Source organism: Phormidesmis priestleyi ULC007 (assembly GCF_003003695.1).
In the GTDB taxonomy this organism is placed as follows: domain Bacteria; phylum Cyanobacteriota; class Cyanobacteriia; order Leptolyngbyales; family Leptolyngbyaceae; genus Phormidesmis_A; species Phormidesmis_A priestleyi_A.
On the sequence record NZ_PVWG01000002.1, the window covers coordinates 127,447 to 146,169 of the forward strand.

20 protein-coding genes are annotated in these 18,723 nt (G+C 48.5%); 7 read left to right on the forward strand and 13 right to left on the reverse strand.

Annotation, left to right across the window (positions count from 1 at the left end; all coding sequences use genetic code 11):
• The first annotated feature begins 43 nt into the window (after positions 1 to 43).
• The 3 genes from C7B65_RS02950 (at position 44) to C7B65_RS28645 (ending at position 2,790) form a co-directional block, all read left to right on the forward strand.
• A complete protein-coding gene (locus C7B65_RS02950; RefSeq protein ID WP_073069409.1) occupies positions 44 to 1,831 on the forward strand; it encodes a DUF3352 domain-containing protein in 1,788 nt (595 codons plus the stop codon).
• 353 nt (positions 1,832 to 2,184) lie between these two features.
• On the forward strand, positions 2,185 to 2,403 hold the full coding sequence (locus C7B65_RS02955; protein ID WP_073069410.1) for a hypothetical protein: 219 nt from the start codon (positions 2,185 to 2,187) through the stop codon (positions 2,401 to 2,403).
• A gap of 222 nt (positions 2,404 to 2,625) precedes the next feature.
• Positions 2,626 to 2,790 (forward strand): hypothetical protein, encoded by a 165-nt coding sequence (locus C7B65_RS28645; protein WP_223257274.1) that lies wholly within the window; start codon positions 2,626 to 2,628, stop codon positions 2,788 to 2,790.
• Here C7B65_RS28645 and C7B65_RS27595 read toward each other — a convergent pair.
• From C7B65_RS27595 to ribBA, 6 genes are all read right to left on the reverse strand, one after another.
• The gene (locus C7B65_RS27595) at positions 2,787 to 2,924 is read right to left on the reverse strand and encodes a hypothetical protein (RefSeq protein ID WP_181314325.1); all 138 of its coding nucleotides are present in this window, start codon (positions 2,922 to 2,924) and stop codon (positions 2,787 to 2,789) included. The genes C7B65_RS28645 and C7B65_RS27595 overlap by 4 nt on opposite strands.
• Before the next feature lie 274 nt (positions 2,925 to 3,198).
• Entirely contained in the window at positions 3,199 to 4,011 is an 813-nt protein-coding gene (locus tag C7B65_RS02965; RefSeq protein ID WP_143161991.1) for a hypothetical protein, read from the reverse strand.
• An 11-nt stretch (positions 4,012 to 4,022) separates the two neighbouring features.
• Positions 4,023 to 4,274, reverse strand: coding sequence for a hypothetical protein (locus C7B65_RS27285; protein WP_073069412.1), 252 nt, complete (start codon positions 4,272 to 4,274; stop codon positions 4,023 to 4,025).
• A 321-nt stretch (positions 4,275 to 4,595) separates the two neighbouring features.
• Positions 4,596 to 5,051, reverse strand: coding sequence for a hypothetical protein (locus tag C7B65_RS02970; RefSeq protein WP_073069413.1), 456 nt, complete (start codon positions 5,049 to 5,051; stop codon positions 4,596 to 4,598).
• Between the two features lie 596 nt (positions 5,052 to 5,647).
• Positions 5,648 to 6,382: an endonuclease III domain-containing protein gene (locus C7B65_RS02975; RefSeq protein ID WP_073069414.1), complete on the reverse strand. Its 735-nt coding sequence runs from the start codon at positions 6,380 to 6,382 to the stop codon at positions 5,648 to 5,650.
• A 91-nt stretch (positions 6,383 to 6,473) separates the two neighbouring features.
• Positions 6,474 to 8,162, reverse strand: a complete 1,689-nt coding sequence (ribBA, locus tag C7B65_RS02980; protein ID WP_073069415.1) for a bifunctional 3,4-dihydroxy-2-butanone-4-phosphate synthase/GTP cyclohydrolase II — start codon at positions 8,160 to 8,162, stop codon at positions 6,474 to 6,476.
• A gap of 473 nt (positions 8,163 to 8,635) precedes the next feature.
• On the opposite strand from ribBA, the gene argC reads away from it, so the two are divergent.
• On the forward strand, positions 8,636 to 9,694 hold the full coding sequence (gene argC / locus C7B65_RS02985) for an N-acetyl-gamma-glutamyl-phosphate reductase (RefSeq protein ID WP_073069416.1): 1,059 nt from the start codon (positions 8,636 to 8,638) through the stop codon (positions 9,692 to 9,694).
• Between the two features lie 81 nt (positions 9,695 to 9,775).
• On the opposite strand, the gene cobM is transcribed toward argC, so the two are convergent.
• The 4 genes from cobM to C7B65_RS03005 form a co-directional block, all read right to left on the reverse strand.
• Positions 9,776 to 10,663 (reverse strand): precorrin-4 C(11)-methyltransferase, encoded by an 888-nt coding sequence (gene cobM / locus C7B65_RS02990; protein ID WP_073069417.1) that lies wholly within the window; start codon positions 10,661 to 10,663, stop codon positions 9,776 to 9,778.
• Between the two features lie 160 nt (positions 10,664 to 10,823).
• Entirely contained in the window at positions 10,824 to 11,720 is an 897-nt protein-coding gene (gene lgt, locus C7B65_RS02995; RefSeq protein WP_073069418.1) for a prolipoprotein diacylglyceryl transferase, read from the reverse strand.
• Between the two features lie 212 nt (positions 11,721 to 11,932).
• Positions 11,933 to 13,510, reverse strand: a complete 1,578-nt coding sequence (locus tag C7B65_RS03000) for a sensor histidine kinase (protein WP_083582644.1) — start codon at positions 13,508 to 13,510, stop codon at positions 11,933 to 11,935.
• Between the two features lie 328 nt (positions 13,511 to 13,838).
• Positions 13,839 to 15,011 (reverse strand): AI-2E family transporter, encoded by a 1,173-nt coding sequence (locus C7B65_RS03005; protein ID WP_073069419.1) that lies wholly within the window; start codon positions 15,009 to 15,011, stop codon positions 13,839 to 13,841.
• Positions 15,012 to 15,113: 102 nt separating this feature from the next.
• Between C7B65_RS03005 and C7B65_RS03010 the strand changes: the two genes are divergently transcribed.
• Positions 15,114 to 15,470 carry a hypothetical protein gene (locus C7B65_RS03010; RefSeq protein WP_073069420.1) on the forward strand — a complete coding sequence of 119 codons (357 nt, stop codon included), beginning with the start codon at positions 15,114 to 15,116 and terminating at the stop codon, positions 15,468 to 15,470.
• Here the strand turns inward: C7B65_RS03010 and C7B65_RS03015 are convergent.
• From C7B65_RS03015 to C7B65_RS03025, 3 genes are read right to left on the reverse strand one after another with little or no spacing between them, the layout of a single operon-like run.
• Positions 15,444 to 16,838, reverse strand: coding sequence for an AAA family ATPase (locus tag C7B65_RS03015; protein ID WP_073069421.1), 1,395 nt, complete (start codon positions 16,836 to 16,838; stop codon positions 15,444 to 15,446). The genes C7B65_RS03010 and C7B65_RS03015 overlap by 27 nt on opposite strands.
• Positions 16,839 to 16,844: 6 nt before the next feature.
• A complete protein-coding gene (locus C7B65_RS03020) occupies positions 16,845 to 17,258 on the reverse strand; it encodes a VOC family protein (protein WP_073069422.1) in 414 nt (137 codons plus the stop codon).
• Positions 17,259 to 17,293: 35 nt separating this feature from the next.
• The gene (locus tag C7B65_RS03025; protein WP_073069423.1) at positions 17,294 to 17,803 is read right to left on the reverse strand and encodes a TIGR02652 family protein; all 510 of its coding nucleotides are present in this window, start codon (positions 17,801 to 17,803) and stop codon (positions 17,294 to 17,296) included.
• 91 nt (positions 17,804 to 17,894) lie between these two features.
• Here C7B65_RS03025 and C7B65_RS03030 point away from each other — a divergent pair, with 91 nt between their 5' ends.
• Together C7B65_RS03030 and C7B65_RS03035 are read left to right on the forward strand one after the other, a co-directional pair.
• Entirely contained in the window at positions 17,895 to 18,461 is a 567-nt protein-coding gene (locus C7B65_RS03030; protein WP_073069424.1) for a gamma carbonic anhydrase family protein, read from the forward strand.
• A gap of 82 nt (positions 18,462 to 18,543) precedes the next feature.
• Complete coding sequence (locus tag C7B65_RS03035; RefSeq protein WP_073069425.1) at positions 18,544 to 18,663, forward strand: photosystem II protein Y; 120 nt, start codon at positions 18,544 to 18,546, stop codon at positions 18,661 to 18,663.
• The last annotated feature ends 60 nt before the right edge of the window (positions 18,664 to 18,723 follow it).

Consider the following 18,723-nt stretch of genomic DNA (forward strand, 5'->3'; position numbering starts at 1 on the left):
CTTTCTAAGTGATCACGGCGTTGCTAACATTTTTCTGCTATTGATGAAAGCCAAAACTAAACCTCGATCGCAAAAGCTTCTTCTGTTGCTAACACTCGGAGCCTCTGCTCTTCTCATTGGTGGCGGAGCGGTGACTTATTGGCTGGTGTCTCGGCAAGGGCGCTTGAGCGTTATGCCAGTCGGCGCGAATGTCGTTCCTCAAGATGCGCTGATGGTCGTGTCAGTCTCGACCGAGCCAAGTCAGTGGGAGCGGCTGCGATCGTTTGGCACTCCTCGCAGTCAAGCCGCTTTTGACCAAAATTTGGCGCAGTTGCGCGATCGCTTTCTCACCAGCAAAGGGCTAGATTTTCAGCGAGATGTGCAGCCCTGGGTGGGCAAAGAAGTGACGCTGGCGTTTTTATCACCTCAGTTAGGAGTGTCGGTGCCCGCTCCGTCTCAGCCCGCTCTACCTGCCAACCCTGAACCGACGGTGATGGTGCTGCCGATCGCTAATCCCGCCAAGGCAAAAGAGATTTTAGATCAGTCTTCAGCCACTAAGACTGGTCGGTGGTCAGTCCGCAAATATAAGGCCGTAGACGTTCGCGAAATGCTGGGCACCCCGGCGCAAAGTGTGTCGATCGCCGCGCTAGATACCCAGTTGGTCGTTGCAACAACTCCAAAGGCGATCGACCGAGCGATCGACACTTATAAAGGGGGCAAAGCGCTCTCTGGCACTCCCGGTTATGGGAACGCTTTAGAACAGATTAAAGCCGAGCAATCTTTGGGAAGTGTGTATGTCAATATTCCTGCACTGGTTAACTCGTCGTCGGCAAACTCTAATCGTCCAGTGCCGTCCCAAGGGTTGATGAACCAGCTTCAGCAAAACCAAGGGCTTGCTGCCACGGCAACGATCGAGCCTGACGGCATTCAATTTAAAACGATTTGGTGGCTGACTCCCAACAGCAAGCAACGGTTTGAGGGCAGAAACACCGCCAAGATCATGCCAAGTCGTCTTCCAGCAGAGACACTAAGAATGGCATCCGGCGGGGACTTAAAGCAATTTTGGCAAGAGTTTACCCAAGGGGCTTCTTCAAGTTTGGTGCGCTATATTTTTCCGCAGGGACTATTGAGCAACCCAGAAAAGCTGCGCCAGGGAGTCAAATCATCAGTGGGTTTAGATCTAGATCAAGACTTGCTTAACTGGATGCAGGGAGAATTTGCGATCGCGCTGATTCCGTCTCCTCAAAAATCGTCATCCCCTTCACCGACCAGTTTGGTATTTATGGTGCAAAGCAACGATCGTCGCAGCGCAGAAAAAACGCTAAAACAGCTAGACGAAGTGATGGCAAGCAAATATACCTTTAAAGTCGAGGACGCAAAAGTTGAGGGTCAGTCGGTGGTCAACTGGTCGCTGCCAACGGGGGATATCAGCGTGACTCACGGTTGGCTAGATGGCGATGTCGCATTTCTCAGCCTCAATCTGGGGGCTTCTGCGGCTCCGAGCTTCTTACCAAAGCCTGCAAATTCGCTAGCTGAAAATGAAGCGTTTAGAAAAACGACCAAAACCACGCTAGAGCAGAATAATGGGCACTTCTTTATGGATGTCGATCGCGCCCTCAGCCTCAATAATTTCTTCCCATTACTGCAATTGCCCCCAATGAATCGCATGGTGCTAGAAGCCACAAAATCGATCGGGGTCACATCGGCTGTGACGAGCGATCGCACTACTCGTTACGACATTTTTGTCACCTTGCAAAAAGGCAATCAGCCTGGAGTGTTGCCTAGCCCTAGTGCGTCTCCGAGCGGGGGTGCTAGTCCATTACCCCTTCCTTCAGCGTCGCCGTCTCCCTAGGGAGTCGCATGAAAATGAGATTACATCACCAATGGCTAAATGATTCATCAGCAGGGACAAGCTGACGATCGAGCTAATATGGCACCCATTCTGCGATGGCATAACTGTCTGAATAGTAGACTGTTCATGCCCTTTTGACTGTTGACCGAATGCTATCATTTCCCTTTACTTTTTTCTTTCTCTTTAACAGCGCCCCGCAAACGGAACGCTAACGACCCCGTTCACCCGCCGCTAGTAGCTTCTCGAACTCCGCGAAGAGACTCTATACGGTCAGTGTGCAACGGATTGTTAGACCGCTTCTCACTGGTCTCGCTTATGATAAACGCATTCTCGTATGTTTGGGAGTTTGAACTATGTCTCTCTTTGAGTTGATTCCTTTAGTGAACAATCTGAGCCAGTCGGACAAATTATCACTCTTCAAACTTCTAGCCGCACAAATCCCAGACGCTGAACTACAAGTCATCTTTTCTGCATCAGAGTATCCAGTTTGGTCGCCCTACGATGCAACAGAAGCTGCACACATTCTGATGCAGATGATCCAGGATGACCAAGAGGCATCAACTCATGCCTAGTACAATCGAATTTCCCTTTTCTGACGATGAAGCATTACCCACAATTCCCATCACTCTGAGTCATTCAAGCTTTTCTGTCTCCACGAATGCACTGCTGGATACTGTGGGTCTACGGTTAATCTATTACCTTATGACATCGGGCTACAATTGGGTGCAATTTGGGAGGAACAAACTGTCCGCTTGCCATTGGCTGGGAATCTTGCAAGGGTTGAAGCACGAGGTATGTTTGTGCATATTCAAATTGGAAATTTGGAACCCGCTCGCCTAGCATTTGCTTGGGCACAAGCCTCTCAGATACCCTTAATCCTTGGACAAACAAACTTCTTTCGAGAATTCGATGTCTGTTTTCAGCGATCGCGACGCACGATCGAAGTTACTCGCTTCTAACAAGCGCTGATATCGATCGCCCCAATCTTGCCATAATTGCCTTCCTCGACTTGAGGGCGCACTTGAGTTTCATAGGTCTCATCGCCATATCGAGCGAATTCTTCTTTGCTGTAGCGGGGTTGCCGGACTGCCATAGGTTTGACCTTATTCCAACTTTTGTTCCTCTATTCTAACCTGAGCATTCGGCGTAACTATTGTCCAGAGAATAGATGATGTTAGGTTTCGGTACACTTTATCTGACCTACAAGTGAGCGATCGCCTCCTCCCGGCATCAACCTCTCTAAATCCTGAACTACAGAATCGCTCGCCCTCAAAACTTAACGTCTCCTATTAATCCAAAGTTGCTAGGTGAGTTTTGATTCTTCCGAGATCTCTTTTTCGTATCTTTTGCTATGGAAAACTATATAACTAATTCAAATCCACAACCTCCAATTGGTATTGGCTGACATAGCTCAACGTAATCCCACACTTATCAAGATCTGGACTATTTTTATAATCTTCGGGAAAATCTTTAGGAAAATAGAACGTCGCCTCATCATATCTAAAGGATAAAACTATGGGTCTTGTTTCTCCAGCTTTCAAATTCTTAACTCTACCAATATTATCTACAAATTGACTCCCTTTTAAACTCTGACAAATAGGCAGAAGGTTGGAACCTTCCTTAGGGTATATTCCCCAACCAGATACAGTGCCTTTGACTTTAATTGAAAATTCTTTTACATCAATATTGCTTGTATTTGTTACTGTTCCGTCAAATGTAGAAAAGTCTGAACCTTTAACTACTCTTGCGTTGAGTTCGATATCCTCTGGCTTCGGTTTCAATTCAGATGTATAAGAGGGCGATTGAGGTGATTCTGTTGATGCTTCAGAAGAGGGAGTTGGGGATGGAGAAGGGGATGGTACAGAAGAATAAGGCGTTATAGAAGATTGAGGTGATTCTGTTGATGCTTCAGAAGAAGGAGTCGGGGATGGAGAAGGGGATGGTACAGGAGAATAAGGCGTTATAGAAGGAGGTATGGATGAATTTTCTTGAATGCGAGATTGTATCTCTTTTACGCCAGTCTTCGCTCCAAGTCCAACCATTCCCGATACAAAAAAGATGAGGAAAAGATTGGATAGGATAACGACCCAATTACCAGCTTCAATGTTGACTTGAAGATACCGAAAATAATCTCGACCAACTTGAATCAGATCTCGACCTGCATTCCCTTTTTGAGACACGGCTATTTCCCCTATGGCTTTGTCGTTCTTTCTGTTGAGGTCGAACCGGGTTGGGGTGAAGACTGTTGAGGATTTCCTGAACCAGTAAGCCATCCAGAATTCACTGCCCAGGCTAATCCTCCTGAAGCCAAAACACCAAATAGAAAAAATGGAATCCAAACATTGACTCGTGTAGAGGCAATTTTATTTCCGCCAATTACCTCTGCATTCCTTCCTGCTTTTACTTGTTGAACAGGTCTTTCATCAGGTCGATTGTTTGTCATTTTCTTAATTCTTGATATCAATTTAGTAAACAGCTATTTCGGGTCTGTCGTTTAAGCAGCACGCAAAGGCAAAGTTGCTATACAGTAGACGTTGCTCATATAAAAATGGGTTATTTTGCTTGAGGTATTTCCTGTCAATATCTGCTCACCAAAGCCCTTAACCTCCGCGACAAATCGATTATTTTTCGGTAACGAGAGTCTCGATAGAAGACAGCTAACGGTCGCGCTCACCGGACGCAGATAACCTTTGCAACCAACCGACAATACTTCATCGTTCCGGTGCAGCGCGGTTGTTAGGCGGTGGTCATCCCAAAAACTGAGTCAGACCTGCATTGAGTTTGCTAAAGCTTTAAACCGTCCGGCAGCATCTTCAAGCACTCGCAAATCTGCTTCAACAGTTTGTAGTTTGGACTTTGGTATGACATCTAGTGAACCTGAATCTGCAACGGACTCAAGAGACGTACCTTGAAGGAAAGCACTTATCGTTCGTCCTTTATAAACTAATGCGTTGGCAAGTATTTGTTTATATCGCTCTAGCTTCTCTTCACCAACCTCCTCCCCAACTATGTCAAACAGGCTATATAAATATTCATCAACTTCTGAACACAAACTAGCTGGAACTTCGCCCTCACGAAACTTTTTAACAGACTGATTCAAACAATCTGAAATATTATTAAGATACGTTGCCACACGCTGACGACGTTCAAGGACAGATTTGTCGAGATCAGCTTTCAGACCCAGGAGATTTTTCGCTAAATCAAGTAGATCCTTTACCATTTTTAACCCTTCAAATTTAGAACTGATACGCTTTACAAGCTTAGAATAGATGCCTCTCACATAAGACTAAATCAATCAGCAATTGCTAATGATCTCAATGGTTTCAATAACTCCAAATATGCCTTAAGAGTAGCCCTTCTAACAACTATACCGACCTCAGACGAACGATCTTCTTGTTGTCCCCACCAGAAATTCAAGCCGCCTAATTGAAGCGAATTCAGCCGTGCTTGAGTGTGTCAAAATCTTGCGCGTGACTTATTTGTTGCATCGGCTGCAATGAGTAGTTAAATTGCAGTTAGAGTAATTGTAGCAGATAGTACAAGTGTAGTTTTTACTGCAATTTAACTACTATTTCTGCCGTTTGAACTCCTCACATAAAGTATAAATGCCCTCTACAAGGAAATTATGCTGTGTGGAAACCGGATAACTCCTGTTTTTTTTAGGTTTTACACCGAATCTTCACAGAATAACCCCCCTATTTCGGCAATTATCCTGATTGGAGTTTAGGCTCTGCGCTCAGAGAGTTACAGCTCCATCAAGTACCCGCTTCAATTTCAAAAACTGGCAGATTTAACTTGTAAATTGGGATTTCATTTTCATGCAGCTCCCTTAGGGTGTCGAGATTGTCCAAAGGGGCAGAGGTCGAACACTGGGCAACGCTGACAAGCGGGTTTTTGATAATAGCAACAGCGCTGACCGTGAAGCATTAAGACTTCATGATTGTCATAGACTTGCTGGGCTGTCCAGTCTGACGGCAATTGAGCCTCTAAAATGGCGTGTGATGGGGCAACCGCGATCGTTTCCACAATCAACCCCAATCGAATCGCAACTCGGTGATGATGGCTATCGACTGGGAGGGCGCGACGACGCAGCACACTAAATGACAGCACCGCAGCACTCGTTTTAGGTCCGACTCCAGAAAGCGATTCGAGCCACGCTCTTGCGTCTGTGACAGAAAGATCTTTGAGAAAATCTAGCGAGAGATCGCCATCCCGACGATCGCTGATCAGTTTCAAGATCTGTTGAATGCGGGGCGCTTTTTGCTCTGCCCAAGTGCAGCGAGCGATCGCTTGTTCGACTTCGGCAACGGGAGCATCGCGCACTAGCTCCCAAGTGGGAAACCGTCGCCGCAGTTCATGAAAGGCATTGGCAGAGTCGGCATTGCGAGTGCGGTGAGACAGCAAGGCTGAAAACAGTTCACTGAGTGGGTCTAGCTCGTGAAAGTAGGGAATCGGACACCCATAAGTCTGACAGAGCCGATCGTGCACCTGAATCAATTTTTGCTGAAGCTCTGGTGTGACCGTGAGGTCAAGCGATTTTTTAGCCCGCATGATAACTGCACAAAACCTACTCGATTAGATTCACGCAGATGGCTGAGTGGCACATCGGTTGTCAGGCAGAGATCTTAAGGGTGAACTGATTTTAGCCTCTAGAAAAACTATAGATAGTTTGAGTTTCCAGCGCATCGCAGATCGACGAGGGCAACTGATTGATCGAGAACGTCTGTCGATCGATCTGCATCTGCAAGCCGATCAAAGGATCAGACCCTGGCGAAATAATAAACTCCAGCGTTTGTACTGATGACCAGCAGGTTACATTGTCAAGAATCTGCCCGATCGCAGAAATATAAGGATGTCCGGGCGATCGATACCAATCAGCACCACTCACTAAGGCTTGCTCAAATCCAAGATGCACGATCAGCGATCGCTCACCAAACAACGCCGATGCTACAGGTCGCGCTTCTTCTTGCAGCGTCAAGTCGTAGATTTTAGCCAGATGCCGCAGCTTTTCGAGCCGTTCATAGCGTTCTGTCACCGATTCTTCATGCTCAAAGTGCAGCGCGATCGTCACCAGATAAGTTTGCAGAAACAAGTGACCCATTTTTTCGGCTTTGGTCGCTAGATAAGAAGAATTGTAGGAGGTGGCTTCGATCAATAGAGGCACGCGATCAACCATCTCCAAGCCATATCCTTTTAAGCCAGCGATTTTACGAGGATTGTTCGTGATCAGACGAATTTGTTTAACTCCTAGATCGTTGAGAATTTGCGCCCCCACGCCGTAGTCTCGCAAATCGGCTGGAAAGCCCAATCGCTCGTTTGCCTCGACGGTATCGAGTCCTAAGTCTTGCAGCGAGTAAGCCTTGAGCTTGTTAACTAAACCGATGCCGCGCCCTTCTTGCCGCAGATAAACGACGATCCCCATCCCAGCATTTTCGATCATTTTGAGGGCGGCTTGTAGCTGCATTTGGCAATCACAGCGCAGTGAACCGAGGGCATCGCCCGTCAGACATTCTGAATGCACCCGCACCATCACAGGGCGATCGCCAAACTCTCCGGGATCGCCTTTGACGATCGCCACATGCTCAGAGTGATCGAGCAAATTGCGATAGGCGTAAATTTTGAACTGCCCAAATTGGGAGGGCATATCGGCAACCGTTTCGCGGCACACAAAGCGCTCATGCCGCAGCCGATAGCTAATCAGATCTGCAATGCTGATGATTTTTAGATCGTGCATCTTGGCGTATTTCACAAGCTCAGGGAGCCGCGCCATTGAGCCATCAGCATTCTGAATTTCACAGATCACTCCAGCCGGATAGAGTCCAGCAAGGCGAGACAGATCGACGGCTGCTTCAGTATGACCCGCACGCTTTAAAACACCGCCTTCTCTCGCGCGAATCGGAAATATATGACCCGGACGACGAAGATCAGCAGGTTGGGTATCTGGACTGAGAGCCACCTGAATGGTGCGGGCGCGATCGTCTGCCGAGATTCCAGTCGTGACTCCAACTTTTGGAGAGGCATCAATGCTGACCGTAAAAGCAGTCTGATTGCTGTCAGTGTTTTCTCGCACCATCAGAGGAACGTCTAGTTCATCCAAACGGGTGCCAGTCATGGCAATGCAAATTAGACCCCGCGCATAGACTGCCATGAAATTGATCAAGTCTGGAGTCGCAAACTGAGCAGCACAGATCACGTCTCCTTCATTTTCTCGATTTTCATCATCGACGACGACGATCGCTTTCCCTGCCTTTAGATCCACGAGAGCATCCTCGATCAAATCAAAAGGAAACGGCTGGTTAGAAAGGGGTTGAGCGTTAACGGAGAGGTTCAAAGCGGTAACACCGTAAAGTTTTTTGAAGCGGCTTTATCTTTAATTGTAATTCTTTGACTTCGGAAGCGTTCTGATCTGGGAAGGATTTCTGTTGCCGAAGAATGCTTGAACCGAAGTGCTCAACCTAGAAACTACTAATTTCTGGGCGCTCAGAGAATCAACTAGGTAAATGCAGGAATAGAAAATCAGAGTACAGTATCTTGAACTCACTCTTTATATTTAAGTATTGTAAATTCCTCCACTCAAAAACTCCAGGCATTAATTACCTACTACGTCGCAAGTCATCTCATTTCAGGAGCTTTTTCAGAATAACAATCGCTTCTCCGTATCTTATGAAGCCAAAGTTAAGCTCAAACTAACGCTAGAGTGAAAGGCGATCGCTTAAAACCTTCAAGTCATTCTCCACTTCGACAATTTGAGGATTACAATGCAGCAGAAGTCTAGTAGTTCATCTGTCGTAAAGGTCAAGAAACATGGGTGACTTAGAGCGTGTACCCGTTGGTGTGATTGGTGCATCAGGCTATGGAGGGGTGCAGTTAGTGCGGCTCCTGACCGACCATCCAAAGTTAGAACTTGCCTATTTGGGCGGCGACAGCAGTGCAGGGCAAGAATATTCGAGCCTTTATCCGCATCTGGGGCATCAAGTGCAACAGATGATCGAGCCGATCGACCTTGAAAAGATTGCCGATCGCTGTCAGGCTGTGTTTCTCTCGCTGCCGAATGGCTTGGCGTGCAAAATGGCTCCGACACTGTTAGAGAAAGGCTGCAAAGTCTTGGATCTATCGGCAGACTATCGATTTTCTGACCTCGATACTTACACTCACTGGTATGGGCTGGAGCGAGACGATCGCGAGGTCGCTGAGACCGCCGTTTATGGTCTGCCAGAGTTGTATCGCGATCGCATTGCCGAAGCACAGTTGGTGGGCTGTCCGGGTTGCTATCCGACGGCGAGTTTGATGGCATTGTCACCGCTCTTTAAGCAAGGCTTAGTGCTGACCGAAACGGCGATCGTGGACGCAAAATCTGGCACCTCTGGCGGTGGACGGCAGCCCAAAACTGGCTTATTGCTGGCTGAGGCAGACAACTCGTTAGGGGCATACAGCGTTGCAGGGCATCGTCACACGCCCGAAATTGAGCAGATTTGCAGCGACCTAGCGGGGCACGAAGTATTGGTGCAGTTCACGCCTCACCTGATTCCGATGGTTCGGGGAATTTTGGCGACGGTCTACGCAACGCTGCGCGACCCAGGGCTGGTCAGAGAAGATTTGTTGACCATCTATGGCGCGTTTTATCGCAACTCTCCGTGGGTGAAGCTGTTGCCAGGAGGGGTTTACCCACAGACAAAGTGGGCTTGGGGCACTAACCTTTGCTATATCGGGGTCGAAGTCGATCCGCGCACCAATCGGGTGATTGTGATGTCTGCGATCGATAACCTAATGAAAGGACAGGCAGGACAAGCCATCCAATGTCTCAACCTGATGATGGGTTGGGAAGAAACATTAGGATTACCAAAGCTAAGTTTTTACCCATAGTAGCGGTGGAATTAAGAAAACCCTCCTCGTGAAGCGGGGCGAAACCCTCGCCAACCCTTCACGAGGAGAAGGGGGCAAGATTCAAAGTCCCTCTCCTTGGGGAGAGGGATTTAGGGTGAGGGCAGTCTGCTCTGGTCGAAACAATCGGCTATGGTCAGGGTGATAGAGCCGCGATCGCTGATCCGTCCAGTCCCCACGCTCAACTACCCCAAACTCTAGGGGAACGGTTTCTGCTGCTAAAGCCGGACTGATTACATAAAGCGTCGTTCTAATCAGGTCTTGCTCGTGGGTGACGATCGCCATTTGGTCGAGCCGCACGAGCCGAATTTTTTCGTCTGCCCAGCCCAGCCGAAAGCAGATCGCGATCGGAGTCTCCGCCGGATAGTGCTGCATCAATTTTGCTTGAGCATTTTCGACGTGACGGGCGCTCAAATAAAGACACAAACTGGCACGATGAGCCGCCAGCGTCGAGAGTTCTTCCGCGATCGGAACTTCGGTGCGTCCACTAATCCGAGTCAAAATAATTGACTGCACGACTCCCGGTATGGTGAGTTCGACCCGCAGCCGAGCCGCCGCTAGCTGAAAGGCACTGATTCCGGGCACCACCTCAAACGGAATCTGAGCGTCAACCAAGGCTTGCATCTGCTCTTGCACCGCACTATACAGGCTAGGATCGCCTGAATGCAGCCGCACCACTGAGCAACCCGATCGCACTCGTGCAATCATCAGTGGCAAGATTTCCTCTAAGGTTTTGCTGGCAGTTTGAATAATTTCGGCATCCGATCGAGCTTCTTCAAGAATCTGCTGCGGGATCAGAGAGTCAGCAAACAAAATTACATCGGCTTGAGCAATTAACTTCTGCGCTCTGACCGTCAATAAATCCGGGTCTCCTGGCCCCGCACCCACAATATAAACACCTGCCGCTAGGGGAACCGACTTTAAACGAGATGTTTCTGACGCATTTAGCATTGCTCAACCCTCTCGTCACAACTACTTAACTAGCTCAATAAAAAAATGATTTTTGATGACATGAGTTTTTCCGGATCTATACGGGCAATCTGAGTAAAAGGATATGGTAGATGCACCCTGACTATCCCCAGAGAGTTACTCTTTGGGGGTTTTTTATTACTCAATGCAAGGGTTCTGGAGGAGCATTGGGATCAGACACCACATCGGGGAGAGATCGCCCCAAGCCGTAGAGCCAGACAAGTCCGATCGTGCCGATCGCGATCCCCGCTAAACTGACCATCTGTGCTGCCCGCAACGGCCCCAACATCAAACTATCGGTACGGAGTCCTTCAATCCACACGCGACCCGAACTGTAGCCTATCAAGTAGACCAAAAATAGCGTGCCAACTTTTAGACGCGGCTTGCCTTGCAGATCTCGAAAGAACAGCGTCATCAATAGCCCAAACACCATCAAATTCCACAGTGATTCATAGAGAAAGGTGGGATGGTAATATTCAATCGTTTCAAATCCGGGTGGGCGACGGGCAATTTGTCTGCCACCTTCGACTACATAGCGAGGAATGAACAGTTTCCAAGGCAGATCAGTGGGTGCGCCAAACGCTTCGGAATTGAAAAAATTGCCCCACCGCCCGATCGCTTGGCCCAAAATCAGCGAAGGTGCCACCAGATCAGCCAGTTGCCAGAATGAAACTTGCTTCAGTTTTGCAAAGATCAGCGAGGCGATCGCGCCTCCTAAAATGGCTCCATGAATCGCGATGCCTCCCTCCCAGATGGCAATAATCTTTTGAGGCTGCTGGGCATAATCTTGCCACTGAAACAGCACATAATAAAGCCGAGCGCTCGGAATGGCGGCAATCACCAACCAAACCGCCAAATCACTCAGCAAGTCAGGGTCGATTTGCCGCCGAGCCGCTAGTGACTGAGAGAGGGTTGCCCCAATTAAAACAGCCGAGGCGATCAGCAACCCATACCACCGGATCGCGATCGGACCCCATTCGACCAAAATCGGGCCAGGAGACGTAAATTGAAACGCCAAAAGAGCAGTATCAGAGAGCATGAAGACTCAGACGAGATTCGTATCGGGCATCCAAACGATACCACTTCGCGACAACTCTATAAATAATCAGAACTCCGATCGAGCAATTCTTCCAAGGCTAAGATTGCAAATTCAATAAACCCAGCATCTGCATGCACGGCACTGCCGTGCCCATTGACCTTACAAGTAACCAACGTGGTTTAATTCACGATCCTTTATTTAATTTGCGATCCCTATTTAATGTGAGGCACGATCGAGCCTTGAGGAATGTCATATCCACCCGCATCGCTAACCAGACTGGCGTTGAAAGGCAAGCGAATCACAAACTGGCTCCCCTGTCCTTCGCACGATTTTACCTCGACGGTGCCAGAGTGAAGCCCAGCTAGGCGGCGAGTCAACGCTAACCCCAGCCCAGTGCCTTCATGACGGCGAGAGAGCGAGCCATCGATCTGCTGAAACGGCTTGAACAAAAGATGCTGCTTATCTTCAGGAATGCCGATGCCTCGATCCCAAACGGTCATCTGCACCTCTTCAGCTTGCATTTTGATGTCTAGCCCAATTTCGCTCTCTTCTTCTGAAAATTTAATGGCGTTTGCCAGCAAATTCAACAGCATTTGACGGATTCGTAGCTCGTCAGCCATCAAGTAAGGCAAGTGGGGCTGCACGGTGTAATGAATTTTGATTTTGCGGGCTTTAGCTTGCTCACTCACTAGAGCTAACGTGTCTTCACATAGATCGTTGACGACGATCGGGCTAATCTCTAGCCGCATCTGTCCTGCTTCAACTTTTGACAGATCTAACACGTCGTTAATCAAACTCAGCAAATGCTGTCCGCTTTTGTGAATTTGCTGAGTATAGAGTTGCTGCTTAGGATTTAATAGCCCAAAGATTTGCTGCTTTAGAATGGAGGAAAATCCTAAAATCGAGGTGAGCGGCGTTCGCAACTCGTGAGACATATTAGCTAAAAATTCTGATTTCAAACGGCTTGCACGTTCTAGCTCGATATTTTTGGAAGCTAACTCTGCTTCGATTTGCTTTTGCTGAGTGATATCTCGCGTGATAAACGAGACCGCTATGGGATGATTCTTTTCGTCATAAATCGGCCCAACCGAGACGAGTGCCGGAAACCGCTCTCCATTGCGACGGCTGCAAATCACTTCTCCGCTCCAGCCGCCTGCGATCGCTTGCTGAACGAGCCACTGAGTTTGTCGCCGCTCTGGGTAAAAGATCTCGGCACTTTTGCCTTGCAAAACCCCCGATCGCCAGCTAAAAATTCGACCAGCCGCCGGGTTAGCGTAGAGAACTTCGCCTCTCAAATCAGTAATCACCGCAGCATCATAAGCAGATTCCACCGCTCTCGAAAACATCTGTAACTGCTTTTCGATGCGTTTGCGCTCACTGATATCGCGCCCAATGCCCATGCCGCCGACGAGTTCGCCCTTTCGATATAGCAGTTTGCCATTGACTTCTAAGTGAATTTCTGGACCCGTGCGGGGTTGCAGCACAAAATCAAAATCTCTAAGCTCTCCAGTTTTGATCAGATTGTTGAATGCTTTTGCCGTTCTGGCTCGATAAGCAGGGGCTACAAAATCTAAGCAAGAATGTCCTAAAATCTCATCTTCGTGGCACCCTAGGAGTTTTTGCCCATAAGAATTAATGTAGGTCATGGCCCCTGCTAAATCTACGGTATATACCATGTCGTTGGCGGTTTCTACATACGCCCGAAAAAGCTCTTCTGACTGACTTAAACTAATTTCTACAGTGCCAATGCGGAGAAATTGATCTTGAAGCAGACTGTCTTGTTTCAACATCGTAACCAGTTAATTTAAGTAATTGAAAGAAGCGGTAGAAACACATTTATAGGGAGAGGCACTGACTTGAGCCTATCAGTTTTATTCGTTGCCTTGAGCCTGACTTAACTATAAAGTTTCTACCAGGTTTGCTGAGAAAGAAGCCGGGATTTTACGGATTCTTTCTCAGTAGATTCAACGGATCTCGCAGTTTATACCCAGTGTTTATACTCGTACTCAGTAGTAAGTAGCTAGGTGAAATTAAATAGAACGTCCTCCTCGCGAAGCGGGGCGAATCTGGCAATTCATGTCACTATTTAGCAATGCCGTTTTTGTTTTAACGATCGCGCTAGCTTTCTACGGGTTGGCTTGACGCAATCTCTTTTGCTTTCTGTTCTGGCTTTTCTGCAATTGTGTTGGGTTGGGAGATCGCGGCATGATCGGCGGGCGTGACAATCACCGGAGTGGGCGATCGCAACGCCACTAGCGCACTCTTAACCACAACCGCAGTCGGCACCGCAATCACAACGCCCAACAGCCCACCCACTCGCGCCCCGGTTAAAATCGCCAAGAACACCCAGACTGGGTTTAAGCCCGTCACACTGCCAATCACTCTAGGGGCAATCAGGTTTTCTACAATCTGCTGCACGATTAGAGCAGCAATCAACACTTCAACGCCGACCCCAATATCTCGCAGTGCTACTAGGAGTGTGACGATCGCAATGCCTACTGAGCCACCAAACGGCACCAGCGCCATCGTGCCGATCGTCAGCCCAAACAGCAACCCAAACGGCACTCGCATCACTAGAAAAATGATCGTTAGCGTCGAACCCATCAACGTGGCTGAGATCAGTTGTCCAAAGAAAAAATTCTGAAAGCTGAGGCGCAGGGTTTGCGAAAAGGGTTGACGAATCGAAGTCGGCAACCATTCGATCAGGCTTTGCCAGAGTCGATCGCTATGCTGCAATAAATAAAACGTCAGCACCAGCGTCAGCAGAAGATCTAGCAGGCTCGTCACCGTGAACACCGCTAGATTCAAGACTTCTCCGGTGATGCCCTGAAGCGAACTTTTGAGCCGATCGGTGATCTGTTCTGCCAAAATATCCAAATTGATCGGAAACCCGGCACTCTCAATTTGATCATTCAGCAAAAATAACTGGCGCTGTCCTGAATCAAACCATTCAGGCAATCGGAGGACGAGTTGCTGTGCCTGCTCGATCGCCAGGGGCACCAGCGTCACGCCCAACCCCAAAAAGATCGAGAGCGTGAAGAGGAAGACGACGATCGCGGCTCGTCCACGCGTTGCACCATGAGCCTGCATAAAGCTCACAGGGTAATTAAGGAGAAACGTCAGCAGGGAGGCAGCAATTAAAATCACCAGCAGCGAGTGAAAATAGTCGAAGATCGACGAGATCGCCCAGGCGTTTAAAACTAACAGAGGTGCCACGAGTGCGATCGTCACCGCACGAGCGACCGGGGTCATTAAATTCCACCAGTTAAGCACTTTGTTGCTTTTGTGCATATTGCAGCTAAAAATAACAGGAACTGCCCGAAAATCACGAGAGCCTCATACATTATCTCTTGCTGACTGCATCTAGTTCATCTTCCTTAATTGCGATTCTTCATGAACGAACTTGATTCTCTTGAAAATCAGGACATCCAACACCTGAAGCTATTTCTCTATTTGCTGCCTGTGTTTGGCTTTTTTCCGGCACTGTGGACGTTATATCGAAATAAGGGCACCCGACCAGAACGATCGTTAAGTCGTTTAGTGATTAAGCTGGCATTGGGCTGGCTAGTCGCCTATTTTTTATTGGGGGCAGGCGCGACGACTTCTGAATCGCTGCAAATTCCTCTGCTATTGACGAGTAGCCTCCTAACTTCAGGCTATTTCTTGGTGAATTTGTGGATGATGGTGCAGTTGTGGCGACGCAAAGCGATCGAGCTACCGCTATTAGGACGGGTGGGACGGTTGCCTTGAAGCGGAAAGTTTATTTTTTCCGAGTGCTTGGCGGAGATGTTTCATTTCTAAAGTTGCAGAATCTGCGGCGGCAAAAAAGGCAGCAGAACGGGCGATCGTACCAATTTCTCCGCCTGTTAAAGAAAATTTGGCTAACTCATTCCAATCGATATCACTTAAGGGAGCTTGAGGCGGAAAGGCTTGCTGCCATAACTTTAATCGAGCTGCCCGATCGGGCATTGGAAATTGCAGCGTTTGCTGAATCTGCGACCGCAACCTCTGTCCAATGATGGGAAGCCGTCGCACACTCAACAAAGTGAGACTGCGGCTCGATCGTCGTGCGGCTAAAAATTGGTGAAATTGATTCATAGGAGAAGTTCTGCTCAACCCAATCTCAGCCGACTTGATGAGTAGAACCGTTGGGGCTTGTCTGACGATCGTACCCATCAGATCAGCTTGCTCTAAAGGAGTTAGTTTCGCAAGATCGATCTGCATTAATGGAGTGTTGAGCGCTTGAGCGATCGCGCTAGCAGCACTCAGTTTGCCCGTTCCAACCGCGCCGACCATCAATGCCACAATCCCAGGAAGTCGCCCAGTGTCTAAATTCTGAAACCCCCACTCTTCATCCACTTGAACACAAAACTGAATCTGATGACAAAGGTGCTTAAGGTCAGTCAGCAAACTCTCAGGCAGCACCAAGGTTGAGAAAGATGCAGACTCAGAATGATGAGGTTGAGGGGTGCGAACTGAATCACTTAGTAGCAGATCGACCAGCCGATCACAGAGTTTGATCGAGCGATTCAGTAATGGTGTAGTCGGTGAAAGTAACTTAATCAGTTGATGTTGAATTAGCGGACTCGATGCTGTGAGACTCGATCGAGCGGCTCTCCACTCGATATCGGTTCGACAAAACAGCCGCAGCGCTAAATCAACATTGGGCAGATCAGAGCGCTCAGATTCTTTGCCCTGCAAATATCCATAGAGTTGGGCATAGCGGCGATGCACTTCGGGCGCAAGTCCCATCAAGATCAAGTTCTTCTCGAAGGGACTGAGGCTCAAGCGATCGCACAAAGCAGGCAAAGCGAGTTCGATTCCCTGCTGCTGGCTGGAGCGAATTCTCGCCTCAATCTGCTGATGATAATTGCCCTTCGCTTCCGACGGGTTAGATTTTCGCCGCTCTACCGGAGAATCGTGCGCGATCTGTCCTTCCAAGCTGACGATTCCTTTCCACCAGTGGCTAGTCGCACGATCGGCGGCGGTTTTGGCAACGCGATCGATTTCCCTGGTTTCTTTGCGCTGCCTCGCTACTGCGGTTAACAGCAGTCGTTCTAGCCAGTTAAGCTCAACTTTTAGATAAGTCCAATTGTCTGGAAAGGGTTCGGCTTGCATATCCCGCTATTCTTTCCCCAATTCGCGAATAAATTCGAGTGGCAAGCCGTCGGCATCAGCGATAAACGTGACTTCATAGACGCGATCGCCGATCATCTGCTGAGTTGGCTCTAAAAGTATCTTTAAGGGCGAATCAGAAAAGCGCTGTTTCAACTCGTCTAACCAGCGAGGTAAATTGTCGGTGGCTTGAGTCAAATCAAACGACAAATGATAATAACCTACATAATGCTCATCCCCAAACGCATCGGCAGCCGGGTGCGGCTCAGGAATTTGCACCAGCTCAATGCGCCCGCCTAGCCCCGCCATCCAGCAAGCCAGCGTGTAGCCCGTTGTAAATCGCTCTTCGACCGTAAAGCCAAGCTGCTCATAAAAAGCGATCGCCCGAAAAATATCAGCAGTCCGAATCGAAGCGTGATGCATAAAAGGCAGGTTCCAGGTTTCAGTCTGACCCTTCTTTACTCAAACAATCGAAAATAAGGATACCTAACGGGCGCTCCGGGTTCTTTCTCTAAATCGAAGTTAATCACATCCCAGCAAGGCTCGTCTTTAGGATCAGGGCTAAACTCAACGGTTAAACCATAGAGTCGCGGTTTAGGAGAGTCGCTCTGACCCCGCCAAGGAGTGCTGCGCTCAAGATAAGTGCTGATTAGATCTTGATAGCGCTGGGCGATGATCACTTTTGTGGCTCGATAACCTTGGGTATAAAGCCGATCGAGCGCCTCGTGAATCTCAAACCGAATGCCATCTGGGTGAGTATGCTGACGATACCACTCGTCTTTCCACAGTCGCCAGTGTCGTCCAGATTGCAGGTGAATTAGCTCACTCGTTTTGGGATCAGCTTCAAAGGCACCATGACGCTGGCACAGATAAGTGTCTGTCAAAGTCAATGCTTGAATCGTCTGACGGCAGTGAGGGCACTGAATCTCTGGACCAAAAATTGGGTATTGAAAGCCTGGGCTGGTCATGAATTGCTAGCGTTCATGTAAGGGGGCGCGTCATCGTGAAACTATTATAACTAGGGAAGTTTCCCACCCTCTAGAGCAATTCGGTGTAACTGTGACTCACTTTGATGAATCTTTCCTATCAGCCTCTCCCTCTTACTGGTCGCCGCCCGATCTCTCTCAAGCAGCATTTATTGCCCCCAACGCAACAGTTATGGGCTGGGTAGAGGTGGCACCAGGAGCCAGCATTTGGTATGGCGCGATCGTCCGGGCAGATATAGAACGAATTTTAATTGGAGCTTTCACGAATATTCAGGATGGGGCAATTCTACACGGAGATCCTGGCAAACCCACCATTCTTGAGGATTATGTGACGATCGGACATCGGGCCGTGATTCACAGTGCCCATATTGAGCGAGGCTGTCTGGTTGGAATTGGCGCGATCGTGCTGGATGGAGTGCGCGTTGGGGCAGGCAGCATCATTGGGGCAGGCTCGGTGGTGACAAAAGACGTGGCGGCACGATCGCTAGTGGTTGGCGTTCCGGCTAAACCCCTGCGTGACTTGTCAGAGACTGAAGTCAGTGATCTGATCAAACACGCTCAACATTACGAAAAGTTAGCACTTGTCCACGCTGGAAGGGGCACTGATCCCGGCTTTGACGTGCAGCATCCGCCAAGCTGAGAAAACTGCTTTGAAAACGTGCCCAAATAAGATAAAAATGAGAGTAAGAATTCTAAAAAGTTTTTGAAGAGAGAACACTGGTATGGATTTTGATTTTCGCATATTGATCGTTTTGCTTCCGATCCTAGCCGCCGGGGGTTGGGCAATTTCTCGGATTGCTCCAGTCGCAGTCAAGCAAATCCAAGCCTTCTTAGCAAAGTAGTTAAGCTTGGCTCCGTCCTGATTTGAATTCGATTCCTGATTATCACAAGGCCGATGCTTC